Here is a 16134-nt window from a genome sequence, read left to right as displayed (position 1 = left end):
AATTATGAGGTTTAACCGGACACTCCGAATTTTTTCTTCCCCGCCCGTTATCGTCAATAATAACGTGTAGAGCTTTCTTTTTTTTGTAAATTTTTAACTGCAGTAAACCCTTTTCCTTTTTATTGTTAGCAAGGCCGTGCCAGATACTATTTTCTACTAAAGGTTGTATAAGCATAGGCGGAATAAGCGTTTTTTCCTGGTCAATATCCCCATCAACAGTAATCGAATAACTAAAGCGCTCTGGCATCCGCAACATTTCAGCTTCAATATAAAGTTTAAGTATTCTAATTTCTTCTGCTATAGGAATATATTTTTTCTCGGAATTTTCCAATATTGAACGTGTGAGGTTGGCAAAAGTTACCAGGTAATCATCTGCAGTTTCAGTATCTTTTTCAGCTATATAATAGCGAATTGCGTTAAGAGAATTGAATATAAAGTGCGGATTCATCTGAGCACGCAGCGCCTTTAATTCCATATCTGCTACGCGAGCGTCGGACTCTGCAATTTTACCAAATTCCTGGGCATCCCGTCGTTTTTTGTACTGCCAGTAACCAAAAGTGGCGCAAAGAATTAGGAATGATAAGCCGCCAAAAGCGATATAGAGAACTTTTTTTTGAAAAGCTAATTCATCATTTGCCACGCGTTTTTGGTATTCCATTTGATATTCCAATTCTTTGCGGGTAATTTTAACTGTCTTTTCATTTCCTAGTAATAAATCCTGCAGCAGAATATGCTCCTTATAGGTCCCTAAAGCTCGTAGATCTCCAATTTTCTCATAGAATTTGCTAAGCGCGTGCAAAGCCAGGCTATTAACCTGCATTACATATTTTTTTCTAGCTATGGCTAATGCTTCCCTGACTTGTTGTAGTGTCGCTTCAGGCCCTTTCAGGTAAGCATGGAGAGCTTTAAGTAAAGCCTGTTGGTAGTAATTATTAGTAGCTTCCCAAAGTACAGCTTTAACAATAAGAACATCATTTTTTAGTTGATGCCTCAGTTTTAAGGCTTCCCTGAAGCACTTTAATCCATCTTCAGGATTTTGGTAAACGGCAAGTTCACTATCGTGTATAGTTAATTTAAATTTCCTTTCAGGTTTATGATATTTATTTTTCAGAAGGGAATTAATAGAATCGAGAGGTAATTTTTGAACCTTGGTATCCCCGGAATGTGACCCTAGAATTAATAGTATAATTAATGCTCTTATCATAAATACCGGGATTACAAGCGTATGCAAAAACAATTAAATTTTCACGCTTAATCCATTCTCGATTACGAAAATTCAGTTAAGGTAAACGCTTACATATTTATAAGGGGGCACCAGGTTATTTAAAACTAACTTAGTGATTTCTAAGGGGGTAATTAAATATACAAAACTTTTCATCATATCTACACCTTAAAAAATATTTTGCCAGCAGACTTCAATACAAACTGTTAGGATAATTATTTAACCATGAAAAAATTGATCCTGTTATTATTATTTATAGCTGTTTCAGAGACAGGGCGGGCATTTGTAAATGAGGTGCATCCCTTTAGCTGGCGGGTGAGGGACTCAATCTTACTGGCGGGTGAGAAAGCTGAAGAACTTCAGGGTCTAAACAAAAATTCTAGATTTAATGAGAGCGTACCAGATTTTTCAGCTAATGGTCTCAATTTCGAAATTGAACTAACAGACATTTTTATGGGAAATTTTGAAGATGTTCCCTTTAAAAGAGATGAATTGTTCTTCAATCTCTTATTTAACGCTTATGTTACAGAATATGCTAAAAACTGTGACAGTACCCTTCCACCCGACAAAATTGAATTAACTAAACGTGAATGTAGTTCTCAGGAAATTGTAAAAAACGGATACGGAATAACTATAAGCAGAAATTGCGTTAGCTGGAGAACCGTAGGGACAGGTTATTTTGCTGCTCCCAAAATGTATACTGCTTTGCAGACTTTAGAGCAATTTCTCTTAGGCAACGTGTTATCTATGGCACAAAATGCTGATGTGATGGGTGCTTCAGTCAAAATGACGGGAGAAATGAAATCTGTACACATGGATATGGCAGCCCTTGTAAGAATGAATGGTTGTGATAGCCCCGGAATTAAAAGGTTTCAGGAAAATCTTAGATTATTTGCTCATGACCTGCAACCTATTCGGATAGAAAGCATGATTGCCAAAAGAAAAGGGGAGAAAACTGAGGTTGCAATGAACCAGGACGTAAGGCTATTGGTGGAAGATCTGGTTTATGAAAATTCCCGTCAATGGAATTTTAATAGTTTTCATAAGGGAAGTGTAGACCAGGTGCTAATTTTGACCTATGATAGTAAGGGACGTCCCGGTAAACTCACAGCTGAATATTTATTTACAGGTTTTAACGGGAAAAAGAAAGGTTCAGTTACTGTTACATTCAACAGCAAAGGACTTCCCGATTGTCTCTATTTTTTTGACTTCCCCAGTACTTGCAGGCCGACAAGCAGAAAAATAGTAAACACCTATGCTCAAAATGGCTATATGAATAAAACCATGCCTGAAGTAGTACCAGCTCAGACTAGACGCCAGCAATTTCCTACAAAAGTTAGCAATCAAGAAGTTCCTATGGACGTGCCTTTTGCTGTTATTGAAAGTGTACCCATATTTCCCGGATGCGGGAACGAAATAAATAATGAAGCTAAAAAGAAATGTACATCGCAAAAGATTAGTGAAATAGTTAATCAAAATTTCAACACAAGATTAGGAACCCATCTGGGGCTAAGTGGTATAAACAGGGTTATCGTTCAATTTAGAATAGACCATAACGGCAACATTGCCGATATTAAATCACGTGCTCCACATCCTGCATTAGAAGAGGAAGCAGAACGTGTGGTTAACCTGCTTCCAAAGATGACACCTGGTAAGCAGAGAGGTCGGCCGGCTGGTGTATTTTATTCTTTGCCCATAGTTTTTCAGGTTATGGAGGATGAGTCAGGAAAGAAAATCAAGGCAACTCCACTAAAAAAAGAAATAAAAAACAATGAAGCCAGAAAAAGTATAAGCAGTACAAAATTAAAAGAGCTATTTAATTTGAATAAAGATAAATGAGTAATGACCTAAAAGTAAATAAAGACCAAAAAATATTAACTTAAAATCTCTAATTATGAAATCAAGTTTAAAAATTTTGACCTGTTTTATCAGCTTTGGAATATTCTTGTGTACTACAGCAACCAACGCCCAGGATCAAGAACGGATAACACCCCCTGGCAAGCCTAGTAAAGTTAAAAGTATCGATGACTTTTCAAATCACTGTTTTAAAATTTACAACACGGTATTTGTTTATGACAGCCTGGTACAAACTGGTGTAGAAATTCCTGCAGAAATAGAAGATGAAATAGCAACAGATATTGAAGCACGCATCGATAGTTTATCTGATATTGTCCCTGATATGATAGGCGAAGTGGATAATGCACCACTTATGCGTAAATTACGAGCTGCAGGCAGCTTAAATAAGTCAAGAAAGGCAATCTCTTACATGCTCCAATTTACTAAAAAATATACCCTGGGAAGTGGTGAAACTGAAGGAGAAAATATAAGTTCTACTGAAAAATAATAATTTAACTAAACATTCGGAACATATTTATTTTACTCCCAAATCCTGTACTGTATTTATAAGGAAAGCAACCATATTAAAGTCAGAATACCTCAATGCTTAAAATTCAGCTAGACTCGAATTGAGACTCACCCCACTTCCAAAGTGGCAGCATATTAGAGTTTTAGGACTTACATTCTATCCTGTTCCTTTGCTGCCGGGGATTTCTTTGCGAAGTATTTCTGATATTTCCAGTAAGAAACTGCCCCCAAAACTGCTACCGCGGCAATCGAGTAATAGATAAAAGTTGGTGTAATTACTTTATCTCCGCTGGCATAAGAATGGAGTCCGCTCAGGTAAAAGTTTACTCCAAAATAAGTCATCATAATACTCGAAAAAGCTACGATAGCCATCAAATTAAAGAACCATCTGCTCCTTAATCCGGGTACCATTCGCATATGAATTACAAAAGCATAGATCATAATACTAATTAGTGCCCAGGTTTCTTTTGGATCCCAGCCCCAGTAACGTCCCCAGCTTTCATTTGCCCACTGCCCTCCAAGAAAGTTTCCGATGGTGAGCATAACAAGGCCCACAGTTAAAGCGAGTTCGGTTATAATGGTAATTTCTCGTATGTTAAGATCCATCTTCTTCTTGTTTTTAGAAGTAGTAAGGATCATTAACAGCAAAGAAACCACTCCCAGGATCATTCCTAATGTTAAAGGGCCGTAACTACCCACGATTACTGAAACGTGAATCATTAACCAGTAAGAATCCAACACGGGTTGTAAATTTGCAATAGAAGGATCCATCCAGTTCCAGTGTGCAATCATCAGGATCATAGAAGTTACAAAAGCCGTAGAAGCAATGGTAAGGTTACTTTTTCTTCCAAATGCCAAACCAAAAAACATGGTTGCCCAGGCCACATAAATCATAGATTCATATGCGTCACTCCAGGGCGCGTGGCCAGAAACGTACCATCTCGCAGCCAAGCCGAGGGTATGAAGAACAAATAGAATAATGATAATTACGACACTGCCTTTTATGAGGCCACGCATCAATTTATTGTCTTTAAAGATCTGGGCAATGACAAGAACGAGCATTGCCAAACCTGCAACCATATACATCCAGAACAGGTTTCTGAAAATATCATATTTATTATAGGTAATTTCAGTTTCAATTTTATCTTCCGAAGGCATTACTTCAGAACCAAATTTCTTCTGAAAACTTTTAATGCTCCCCAAAAATTCATTAGCTCTCCCGTAATCTCCGGTTTCCCTTGCATCCTGCAAAGCATTCATATAAAGCGGTAAAATCTGTTTTGCATAAACGGAATCCATGCCTTTAAAAGCTGCTTCTTCCACTTCCGGATAAGAAACCCACTTATCATTTTCATGCTCCGGAACCGGAAATATTTTAAGCACTTCCCCCTGCAAAGCCTGATAAAGCAGATTTACTTTTTTATCAGTTTCTATATAATCTTTCTGAAATTTATTTGGAACTGCTGCCTTGTAAGCACCATCCAAATGTTCCGATAATTTGTAATTTCCTGTGCTATCAAAAAAGTCAGTAAGAGCAAGATATTTTTTCCCTTCCTCAACATTAAGGATTTTATGAATACTGTCGTTGTTCTTTTCAACAAAAATAAGCGGCACATTGTACCAAACCATTGGGTTCTCTGTCATTGAAACCAGAACCTGATCAGAGGTAAGTCCGTTATAACTATCTTTCTTACTAAGTTTCCTAAGTAATTCTGAAGAATAGGTGTTTGCAGGCTTCATACGCCCACCGGCGTCCTGTATTACCAATCGGCCAAATTCCGCAGCATGATCTTCTTTTACCGCATTTTTAACAATTAGAGAATCTATTTGTCTGCGCGTATTTTCAATATGTTCGTGATCTGTCTGCGTTTCCTGTGCAAATCCGCTAAAACTGGTTGCCAAAAGTAAAATTGCTACAGTAGCTAAATTCTTTTTCTTCAGTTTTATCTTATCCAATCTTTCTTTAAGTTGTCCAAAACGGGAGCCTTTGTCAAACAAAATCCACATTAAGCCAAGATAGAGAAGGAAATAACCAATATAGGTTATCCAGGTACCCCAGTAATCGTGATTTACAGAGAGGACTGTTCCTTTTTCATCGGGATCGAAACTGGACTGAAAAAACCGATAACCTTCATGGTCCAAAATATGGTTCATATAAATTTCATATTCAAAATTTTCCTCGCCTTCCTGTATTACTTCAACATCACTTTGAAAAGAAGCGTAGCTGTTTTCTGTTCCGGGATATTTTTCAGCAATAAAGTCATTTAACTTTAGCGCAAAAGGAAGTTCTTTTTCTATAGAACCGTAATTAAGGAAAATTTCCAGTCCGGCAAGCTCAAGCTTTTCAGGTTCAGTGGGGATTCCTTTGCCACCAAGGAGCGTCACCGTTTGTGACTCGCCCTGAGAGCTAACTTTTAAAGTAACCCCATCTGGCTGATCCTTCATTTTTTGTGCCGTAGGTACAATATCGTATGCGCCCCTTACCACAGGCTCGGGAACTACAAACTGCATTGTTCCTATATTGTAAAGCGAGCGCAGCATAAGGTTTTGAGTAGAATCGGCCAATAACTGCCCTCTTTTCTGGTCTGCCATTCTCATATAATCCCCTTCAAACGGAGAATCTATAGTATATTCACCTTCTCCATTTAACTGGATATTTATTGCCCCTTCCGTAGGATTGTTCAGCGTAAAAAGAGTGTTGTGGATATTGCTCACCTGCCCTTCCTGAAGATAATGATCATGCCTTTGGCCGCCTCCTGCCTCAACTATCTTCAGGTACCTTTCTCCATCTTCTGTTGGTACCAGGGTTTCTTCAGCGCCATGAATAAAATTTGTAACTTCAAAAGTTACCGGCTGCCCGCTGTAATCTGTATTTAATTGGTAATCATTTTCAGTTTCCGGGGCCAAAAGCACTTCTTCCTGGAGAACCCTTCTTCTTGGCTGCCCATCTATTTCGCCATCCAGGAAAAAAGTAAAATAAGTTTCCTGCGTAAGGAATTTTTTTGTCGTCTCCCCTTCCCTAATGGGCATAATCCCTTCGTAACTAATATAACGGGTTACAAATGCTCCAATAAGGATAAGAATAAAAGAAAGGTGCAAAACCAGCGTGGACCATTTTTCTTTTTTCAGAAGCTGATATCGTTTAATATTTCCAAGGAAATTAATCACAAAAAAGACCATTATCCCCTCAAACCACCAGGTATTGTAAATAAGAACCCTCGCGGTTTCAATACTGTACCAGGTCTCTATAAAAGTTCCCAACGCCATGGAAATGGCAAAAACGATGAATAAAACTGCCATTATACGGGTAGAAAAAATGACAGAGGCTATCTTATTCTGCATGAAAAGTTGTACTTTAAATCGGCTGCAAATTTAAGGAATTTTAACGGTTTTGTAAGACTTCCAACCTTCAATATCCTGCCGAAAATGTTAATTTTCCAACAGTAATTTTTTTGGTAATTTAGCCGAATGACTCAAGTGGTAATTTTAGGCGCCGGAAATGTAGCTACACATTTGTACAGGGCATTTCAAAAAACGGAAGATATTGAAGTTGTCCAGGTTTTTAATCACAGGCCAGAAAAGTTAGCCAATTTCCCTAAAACCTCCACCACTACTGCTATTTCGGAATTAAAAGCAGCCCATATTTATATTTTTGCCTTAAAAGATGATGCCATCCTTAAAATGGCAAATATCATCCCCGATTTTGGTTCGTTATACCTGCATACTTCAGGAGGAATTGGTTTGGATGCTTTGTCAAATTTCAGGAATTACGGAGTTTTTTATCCGTTGCAGACATTTTCAGCAAAAAGGGAGGTCGATTTCGCTGAAATTCCCATGTGTTTGGAAGCAAATTCAGAAAAAAACCTTCAGAATATCAAAAAATTGGCTACAGGGATCTCAACCAGACTTTTCGAAACAAATTCTCAACAAAGAAAGGCGCTGCACGCTTCCGCAGTATTCGTTTGTAATTTTACGAACCATCTTTATACTATTGGGGCCGATATTTGCCAAAAAAACGACCTCTCTTTTGAAATGCTAAAACCACTTATAAAAGAAACCGCCTCTAAAATTGAACAATTATCGCCTGAAGAGGCACAAACGGGACCGGCAATTCGCAACGACCGTAAGACAATTGAGGGCCACCTTGAACTGCTGGATAAAAACCAGAAAAACATATACAAACTGCTAACAGCATCGATCAACAACTTACATGGAAAGAAATTATAAAGAATACCTTAACCAGATCACCACTTTTGTTTTTGATGTAGATGGCGTACTTACAGATGGTTCTGTACAGGTAAGTACTGCCGGAGAATTACTTCGCACAATGAATATTAAAGATGGATATGCCCTTAAAGTGGCAAAAAATGCCGGATACACGGTCTGTATTATTTCCGGCGGAAAAAACGAGGGTGTAAGGATGCGGCTAAGGGATTTGGGCATAAACGATATTTACCTTGGTATTGCCGACAAAGTGGAGCAAATGGATGAGTTTTTTGACATTTATGAAATTAATCCCGATGAAGTCCTCTATATGGGAGACGATATTCCCGATTATTATCCTATGAAACTTGTGGGACTGCCTTGTTGCCCGCAGGATGCCGTGGCCGAGGTAAAGGAAATCTCCAAATATGTTTCTCATAGAAAAGGCGGAAAAGGCTGCGTTCGGGATGTTATTGAACAGGTCCTGAAAGTACAGGGCAAATGGATGGAAAGAGAATGAACTGGCTTTTACTCATTATCGCCGGACTTTTTGAAGTGGGATTTGCTTTTTGTTTGGGAAAGGCAAAATTCAGCACCGGAGCGACCAGCAATCTGTGGTTAGCGGGATTCCTGGTTTGCCTTGCCGCAAGTATGCTCCTGCTTTACAAAGCAACACAAACCCTGCCTATAGGAACCGCCTATGCCGTCTGGACCGGGATTGGTGCTGCCGGCACAGCATTACTCGGAATTTTGATTTTTAAAGAACCGGCTCATTTCTGGAGAATATTTTTTCTCAGCACGTTAATAATGTCTATTATCGGATTAAAATTTGTATCCAACTAAGGCGCGTTTATGCTCAACTATTTAAATCTAATTCGCTATAAAAACCTTCTTTTTATAGCTTTTACGCAATTTCTGATAAAATACGGCCTCTTCGAAGCTTTTGACGCGGCTATTACTTTGAGCCTTTTTGGATGTTTTCTACTCGCCCTTGCAACGGTTTGCCTTGCAGCCGGTGGCTATATAATTAATGACGTTTACGACATTGAGACTGACAGGATCAACAGGGGAAAAGATACAGTTATCGGCACCCATATTTCAGAAAAAACCGGCACCACGTGGTTTCTTATTCTTAACGTGACTGGTGTGGGCATTGGCTTTTATCTATCAAATATAATCGGCTGGCCGGCCTTTTCAGGCTTGTGGATCTTTGCATCCGCTATTTTATACTTTTATGCGACTTACCTCAAACAACTGGCGTTAATAGGAAATATAATTGTAAGCTGCACCATTGCAGGAGTTGTTGTGATAGTGGGGCTATATGACCTTTTACCTGCTATAAACGAGCAAAATCAACCTGCACAATCGCTGCTTTTTTCAATTCTGCTGGATTATGCGCTCTTTGCTTTTTTAATCAATCTTTTAAGAGAAATGGTAAAAGACCAGGAAGACATAAAAGGTGATTATAATGCCGGGATGCAAACCTTACCTATACAGCTGGGGATTGCCCGTACCAACAAAGTGATTTTTGCGGTAGCAATAATTCCGTTGGTTGCTATAGTTTATTACATTTATAATTATCTTTTTGAGAATACCTACTCAACACTATACGTATTGCTTTTAATTGTTGCCCCGCTTCTTTATGTAATGGTAAAAATACTGGATGCCGAAAAAAGGAAACAGTTTACCCATTTAAGCCTTATTCTGAAACTGATCCTTTTCTTCGGACTATTTTCTCTGGGATTACACAAATTTATAATTTAGATCATGCTGAAAAATTACCTCAAGAACAAAGAAATTATCCTTGCTTCGGGTTCTCCCAGAAGACAAAAATTCTTTAAAGAAATGGAAATTCCTTTTACCGTAGATGTTCGCCCGGTAAAGGAAGTTTTCCCGGAACATTTAAAGAATGAAGAGATAACCGACTTCCTCGCAGAACTTAAAGCTGAAGCTTTTGGTGATCTAAAACCAAATCAGATCCTTATCACCAGTGATACTATTGTTTACAATGAAGGTGTGGCAATGGGAAAACCTGCAGATGCCGAAGAAGCTGTGGCTATGATAACATCCCTCTCGGGAAAAGAGCACCAGGTAATAACGTCGGTGTGTTTTACAACAGCTCAAAATCAGGAAACTTTAAATTGCACAACAAAGGTTAAATTAAAAACCCTAACTTCCGAAGAAATAGCGTATTATGTTCGACAATATAAACCTTTTGATAAAGCAGGTGGTTATGCCATTCAGGAGTGGATAGGACTTATAGGAATTACCAATATTGAAGGGAGTTATGTTAATGTGGTGGGTTTACCAACACATCTTGTCTACGAAAAATTAATGGAGTTTTGTAGCTTATAATCTGTCCCCGTGTACTTTAGGTGAGGGAATGCTTTAGATAAATAAGTTTCTTGTTTTAATGGAAATAAACGTACAAAAAAATATATTTGCAGAAAAATCAGGATCCTTTAATGAATACAATAATTTCTGTAATTCCAGTAGAAGTTTTTTATAGTATAGCCATTTTCCTGTTGCTGCTTATTCTTCAGTTTTTCTTAAAGCAAGCTGCAAAAAGGGTTGGGGAGCGTGCAGAGATTAATATCACGCGAACCAGGTTGATGTTCAAATATATTAATATCCTCATCTTTATACTGGCAGTTTTTCTCTTATCTATTGCCTGGGGCGTTGGATGGGCAGAGTTTTCCCTTATATTTTCTTCGGTTTTTGCCATACTGGGAGTAGCTCTTTTTGCGATATGGTCCATTCTAAGTAATATTACTTCAGGAGTAATTATGTTTTTCTCTTTTCCGTATAAAATTGGAGATAAAATAAAGATCCACGACAAAGATCTTCCTGTTGAAGCTATTATTGAAGATATTAAGGCTTTTCACCTGCACCTTAGATCTTTAGATGGAGAATTAATAACTTATCCAAACAATCTTATCCTTCAAAAGGCAGTTTCGCTGCTAGAAAAGAATGCACGGCTCGATGAAGGTAAAGATGCACTTTAAAAGTTAAACCTACCGAAACGAGGTAGAAGAGCCTGCAAAGTTTTTATATTTGATGCTGTTACCTAAAAACATGGGAATGCGTAAATTTCTATCTCTCCTGATTCTCTTTTTTTTATTTTCGGAAATCCACTCCCAGGCACCAAAAAAATTAAGTGCTTCCGAAATTTTTCACGAGATTCAGCAACTTAATTTTCTTGGATCGGTTTTGTACCTCGCTGCGCATCCTGATGATGAAAACACCCGGCTTATTTCTTATTTATCGAACGAAAAAAATGCCAGGACCGCATATCTTTCCCTTACAAGAGGTGACGGCGGACAAAATTTAATAGGCTCGCAAATAAGGGAAGAGCTGGGAGTGATAAGGACCCAGGAATTACTGGCGGCGCGAAGGATAGATGGCGGCCAGCAATTTTTTACCCGTGCCAACGATTTTGGCTATTCAAAAACCCCCGGTGAAACTTTGGAAATCTGGAACAAAGAAGAAGTCCTTAGCGATGTAGTGTGGGTTATTCGCAAATTTAAGCCAGATGTGATTATTAACCGATTTGATCACCGCACCCCCGGCACCACTCATGGCCATCATACCTCTTCAGCAATTCTTAGCGTAGAAGCTTTTGAACTGGCAGATGATAAAGATGTTTTTCCAGATCAACTAAAATTTACGAAAACGCATCAACCCCAGAGGTTGTTTTTTAATACTTCCCCCTGGTTCTACGGAAGCCAGGAAGCTTTTGAAGAAGCGAGTAAACAGAATCTTCTAAAGTTTGACACCGGGGTATACTTTCCGCTGAAGGGTCTTTCCAATCCCGAAATTGCTGCTTTAAGCAGAAGTCAGCATCGTTCCCAGGGTTTTGGAAGTACAGGCAGCCGGGGAGTTCAGGAGGAATACCTGGAACTGATAAAAGGTGAAATGCCTGAAGGAAAAGAAGATATTTTTGAGGGCATCAATACTTCCTGGAGCCGTATTGAAGGCGGTGCCGAAATTGGTGAAATTTTAAATGCCGTTAAAGATAACTTCAATTTCACCAATCCTGCTGCCAGCCTGCCCAGGTTAATAGCAGCTTACAGGCTTATAAAAGAACTGAAAAACGAGCACTGGAGGGAAATAAAATCTGAAGAAATAAAGAATATTATTGCCGCCTCTGCCGGGCTCTACCTGGAGGCTGTTGCCGGCACTTCTGCCGCAATACCTTCAGAAGAAATACCGGTTAGATTTGAAGCCATTAACCGAAGTGATTTTGCCATTACCCTGCAAAAAGTCGAATTATCACCAAATAACTCTTCTCTTGAACCTGCTGTTACTTTAAAAAACAACAATGGCTGGAGCGAAGAATTAGTGCTCAAAATTCCGGAAGACAGCAAAGCCACGTCCCCCTACTGGCTTAATGAAGAAGGAAGTACAGGTATGTATAAAGTTGAAAACAGGCAATTAATAGGTCTTCCAGAAACTCCGGCGAGCACAAAAGCAACATTTTACCTGGATTTTAACGGAACAGAAATTCCCTTCAGCAAGGAAGTGATCTATAAATATAACGATAATGTATATGGGGAAACCTATCGTTCTTTTGAAATTATTCCGCCGGTTTCTGTAGAATTTGAGGAAAATGTGATAATCTTTGCCAGTGCTCAAAAAAGGCAAATATCGGCAAAGATAGTTTCCGGGAAAGAAAACCTTCAGGGTACACTGGCCCTTGATTTGGGAGAAGGCTGGAAAATTGAATCCGTAACGAGAAACTTCAGCATTGCTCAAAAAGGTGGCTCTGTAACTTTAAACTTCAGCATTACTCCTCCTGTAGATGAGAGTGAAACTTATATTATTCCGAAGGCAGAAGTTGAAGGAAAAATTTATTCAGAAAAAACTGTTCATATAGATTATGAGCATATCCCTTATCAAACATTGGTTTTACCTTCAAAGTTAAAGGTTGCCAAGCTGAATATTAATAAAAAAGGCCAGCAAATAGGTTACATTGAAGGAGCCGGGGATGTGGTTCCTGAAAGCCTGGAACAAATTGGCTATAAGGTTACCCGAATTTCCCCTGCGGGCATTTCAGAAGCTTCTTTAAAGCGATTTGATGCTGTAGTTGTAGGAATCAGGGCCTATAATATTGTTGAAGAATTGAGATATAAGCAGGCAGCACTGCTCAATTACGTAAAGAACGGCGGAAATTTGATTGTACAATACAACACAAACCGGGGCCTTAAAATCGATAATATCGCACCGTACAACCTCGAACTTTCCCGCGACAGGGTGACTGAAGAAGAGGCCGAAGTAAACTTTCTCGCCGAAGATCATTCTCTGCTAAACTATCCCAACAAGATCACTACAGGAGATTTTGAGAATTGGGTACAGGAACGAGGACTCTATTTTCCCAACGCCTGGGCTCCGGAATTTACCCCTGTACTTTCTATGAACGACAAAGGGGAAACTCCAAAAGACGGAAGTTTGCTGGTAGCAAAGTATGGCCAAGGTTATTACATTTACACAGGAATAAGCTTTTTTAGACAATTTCCCGCCGGAGTTCCAGGTGCATATAAACTTTTTGCCAATATGATCTCAATAGGTAATTAATGGAAAAGCCTGAAAAATATACCTGGAAGAAAAGCTACACGGTAGTTTTGGTGGCAAACGTGATCTATATTCTTCTTTTTTACTTCATAATGAACTACTTTGGGTAATGGAATTAATTGACTGGTTTGTCCTCATAATCACTATCACTTCTATTGTTTGGTACGGCGTTTATAAATCCCGTGGAAGTAAAAATGTGCAGGATTACATAAGAGGTGGTAACGATGCGCAGTGGTGGACAATCGGGCTTTCGGTTATGGCAACCCAGGCAAGTGCAATCACTTTTCTTTCCACTCCCGGCCAGGCTTTTCATGATGGGATGGGTTTTGTTCAGTTCTATTTTGGCCTTCCCATTGCCATGGTGATTATTTGTATGGTATTTATTCCTATTTACCACAAATTGAAAGTTTATACCGCTTACGAATATCTCGAATCCCGCTTCGACAGGAAGACGAGGACTCTTACAGCCATCCTTTTTCTTATCCAGCGGGGACTCGCCGCCGGACTTACCATTTATGCACCGGCCATTATACTTTCGGCTGTTCTGGGCTGGAATTTAAACGGGTTAATATTACTTATAGGAGCTCTGGTTACTGTTTATACCGTTTCTGGAGGAACCAAGGCTGTAAATGTTACCCATAAACAGCAAATGGCCGTGATCCTAACCGGGATGATTTCTACTTTTTTTATTATTCTTTCCTATTTGCCCGAAAATATAGATTTTAATTCTGCCATGGAAATTGCGGGATCGAGCGGAAAAATGGAAATCCTGGATTTTTCTTTTGATCTGGAAAATCGATATACCTTTTGGAGCGGATTAATTGGCGGATCCTTTCTTGCCCTCTCCTATTTTGGCACAGATCAAAGCCAGGTACAGCGCTATTTAACAGGCCGGTCTGTAAGGGAAAGCCAAATGGGAATGATCTTTAACGGACTGCTGAAGGTGCCGCTGCAATTCTTCATCTTACTGGTGGGCGTGATGGTTTTTGTCTTCTATCAATTTAATGAAACTCCGCTTAATTTTAATCCGGCAGCAACCCAGACGGTATTGGAGTCAGATTATTCCAATCAATATGAAGACCTGATGATGGAACATCAGGAAATTCAGGAAAAAAAACAGCAATTAACCTATAGCTACGCAGAGGCTGTTGAGCAGACTTCCGAAGAAGAAAAACAGCAGTTTCATCAGCAACTAAGGGATTTTAATGCAGAAGAACAGGAAATAAGGGAAAAGGCGAAAATTTTTATTGATGCTTCAGATAAAGATGCAGAGAGCAACGATAAAGATTATGTTTTTATACATTTTATCCTAAACAATTTACCCAGAGGCCTTGTGGGACTCCTCCTGGCGGTTATCTTAAGTGCAGCCATGTCTTCCACAGCTTCAGAACTTAACGCCCTGGCCTCTACCACCGCAATAGATATTTATAAGAGAGGCGTTAAAAAAGATAAAGAAGACGGACATTTTGTTAAAGCTTCCAAATGGTTTACTTTGATGTGGGGAGTAATTGCTGTAAGCTTTGCCTCTGTTGCAGACCTTTATGACAATCTAATCCAGCTCGTAAATATTATTGGATCAATTTTCTACGGAAATATCCTCGGAATTTTTTTACTGGCATTTTTTATAAAACATGTAAAAAGCAATGCAACTTTTATAGCTGCTATTATCACCCAGATTATCGTAATTGGTGTTTTTAGAATGGACATTATTCCTTATCTATGGCTGAATATCCTGGGCTGCGGCCTTGTTATGCTATTGGCTTTTATAATTGAAGCCTTTGTTAAAACTGAAAAATAAATGGAACATAGAACCACAAAATGGGCGATTTTGGGCCCCGGAAAAATTGCTAAAAAGTTTGCTACAGGTCTAAAGGATGTTGAAGGAGCAGAACTTTATGCTGTCGCCAGCCGTTCCAAAGAAAGAGCAGACGCTTTTGCTGAAGAATTTAGCGCCACAAAAGCCTATTACAGCTATAAAGATATGCTGGAAGACGATAAGGTGGATGTGGTTTACATTGCCACGCCACATGTTTTTCACTTTGACAATACCCTCCTGTGCCTTGAGCATAAAAAAGCGGTGCTATGTGAAAAACCTTTCGCCATGGATTCTGAACAGGTAAAAGAAATGATCGCGCTGGCCAGGGAGAAAAAGGTGTTTTTGATGGAAGCGCTGTGGACACAGTTTTTACCTCATTTTCAATATGTAATGGATCTGTTGAAGACTGAAAAATATGGCAAACTGAAGAAAATTGAAGCTGACTTTGGTTTCCATTCTCCGTTTAACAAAGAGCACCGGCTGTATAATAAATCCCTTGGCGGGGGAAGCCTTCTTGATATTGGCATTTATCCCATTTTTACTGCTTTAAGCGCACTGGGAGTACCTGAAGAAATTGCGGCTAAGGCAAAATTGACTACCACTCAAGTTGATGAAGATTGCGAAATGATGTTTACCTATAAAAATGGAATTAAAGCTGAATTGCACAGTACTGTGGGTAGAAAAACGCCAACCGTTGCAACTTTTCTGTGTGAAAATGCTGAAATAACAATGAATTCGAGGTTTCACGAACCTACCAGCGTAAGCATTTCTACAAAAGAAGGAACAGAAACCAAAAATTTTGATGTAACCTCCAATGGTTATAACTTTGAAGCAGCGCACGTTCAGAAAATGCTGAAACAAGGGAGAACAGAAAGCGACCAAATGACTTTTGAGAAAAGCTTGCAGCTTATTGGCCTATTGGATGAAGTAAGGAATAAAATTAACCTGGTGTATTAAA

At 39.0% G+C, this 16134-nt stretch carries 13 protein-coding genes; 11 read left to right on the top strand and 2 right to left on the bottom strand.

Going from position 1 to position 16134, the window contains the following annotated elements:
* The coding region (locus tag RM529_RS07740; protein ID WP_311484230.1) for a sensor histidine kinase at nt 1-1204 on the bottom strand (1204 nt) is incomplete at its 3' end.
* Between the two features lie 243 nt (nt 1205-1447).
* Here RM529_RS07740 and RM529_RS07735 point away from each other — a divergent pair.
* Both RM529_RS07735 and RM529_RS07730 read left to right on the top strand, forming a co-directional pair.
* Nucleotides 1448-3061: an energy transducer TonB gene (locus RM529_RS07735; protein WP_311484229.1), complete on the top strand. Its 1614-nt coding sequence runs from the start codon at nt 1448-1450 to the stop codon at nt 3059-3061.
* Nucleotides 3062-3116: 55 nt separating this feature from the next.
* On the top strand, nt 3117-3566 hold the full coding sequence (locus RM529_RS07730; RefSeq protein ID WP_311484228.1) for a hypothetical protein: 450 nt from the start codon (nt 3117-3119) through the stop codon (nt 3564-3566).
* A gap of 170 nt (nt 3567-3736) precedes the next feature.
* Here RM529_RS07730 and RM529_RS07725 read toward each other — a convergent pair whose 3' ends face one another.
* Entirely contained in the window at nt 3737-6928 is a 3192-nt protein-coding gene (locus tag RM529_RS07725) for a cytochrome c biogenesis protein CcsA (protein WP_311484227.1), read from the bottom strand.
* Nucleotides 6929-7054: 126 nt separating this feature from the next.
* On the opposite strand from RM529_RS07725, the gene RM529_RS07720 reads away from it, so the two are divergent.
* The 9 genes from RM529_RS07720 (at nt 7055) to RM529_RS07680 (ending at nt 16133) form a co-directional block, all read left to right on the top strand.
* Nucleotides 7055-7813 carry a Rossmann-like and DUF2520 domain-containing protein gene (locus RM529_RS07720; RefSeq protein ID WP_311484226.1) on the top strand — a complete coding sequence of 253 codons (759 nt, stop codon included), beginning with the start codon at nt 7055-7057 and terminating at the stop codon, nt 7811-7813.
* On the top strand, nt 7797-8309 hold the full coding sequence (locus RM529_RS07715; RefSeq protein ID WP_311484225.1) for a KdsC family phosphatase: 513 nt from the start codon (nt 7797-7799) through the stop codon (nt 8307-8309). Before RM529_RS07720 ends, RM529_RS07715 begins: the two co-directional genes overlap by 17 nt.
* Nucleotides 8306-8632, top strand: coding sequence for a DMT family transporter (locus RM529_RS07710; protein WP_311484234.1), 327 nt, complete (start codon nt 8306-8308; stop codon nt 8630-8632). Before RM529_RS07715 ends, RM529_RS07710 begins: the two co-directional genes overlap by 4 nt.
* Before the next feature lie 9 nt (nt 8633-8641).
* Complete coding sequence (locus tag RM529_RS07705) at nt 8642-9553, top strand: geranylgeranylglycerol-phosphate geranylgeranyltransferase (protein WP_311484224.1); 912 nt, start codon at nt 8642-8644, stop codon at nt 9551-9553.
* 3 nt (nt 9554-9556) lie between these two features.
* Nucleotides 9557-10144 (top strand): Maf-like protein, encoded by a 588-nt coding sequence (locus RM529_RS07700; protein WP_311484223.1) that lies wholly within the window; start codon nt 9557-9559, stop codon nt 10142-10144.
* Between the two features lie 110 nt (nt 10145-10254).
* On the top strand, nt 10255-10794 hold the full coding sequence (locus RM529_RS07695) for a mechanosensitive ion channel domain-containing protein (RefSeq protein WP_311484222.1): 540 nt from the start codon (nt 10255-10257) through the stop codon (nt 10792-10794).
* Between the two features lie 76 nt (nt 10795-10870).
* Nucleotides 10871-13363 carry a PIG-L family deacetylase gene (locus RM529_RS07690; RefSeq protein ID WP_311484221.1) on the top strand — a complete coding sequence of 831 codons (2493 nt, stop codon included), beginning with the start codon at nt 10871-10873 and terminating at the stop codon, nt 13361-13363.
* A gap of 106 nt (nt 13364-13469) precedes the next feature.
* On the top strand, nt 13470-15158 hold the full coding sequence (locus tag RM529_RS07685) for a sodium:solute symporter family transporter (RefSeq protein ID WP_311484220.1): 1689 nt from the start codon (nt 13470-13472) through the stop codon (nt 15156-15158).
* Nucleotides 15159-16133 (top strand): Gfo/Idh/MocA family protein, encoded by a 975-nt coding sequence (locus tag RM529_RS07680; RefSeq protein WP_311484219.1) that lies wholly within the window; start codon nt 15159-15161, stop codon nt 16131-16133.
* Nucleotide 16134: the final 1 nt, after the last annotated feature.

It is taken from the genome of Autumnicola edwardsiae, from assembly GCF_031846505.1.
GTDB lineage: Bacteria > Bacteroidota > Bacteroidia > Flavobacteriales > Flavobacteriaceae > Autumnicola > Autumnicola edwardsiae.
The sequence above is the reverse complement of the archived record's forward strand: the minus strand, read 5'-3'. Positions and strand labels throughout refer to the sequence as shown.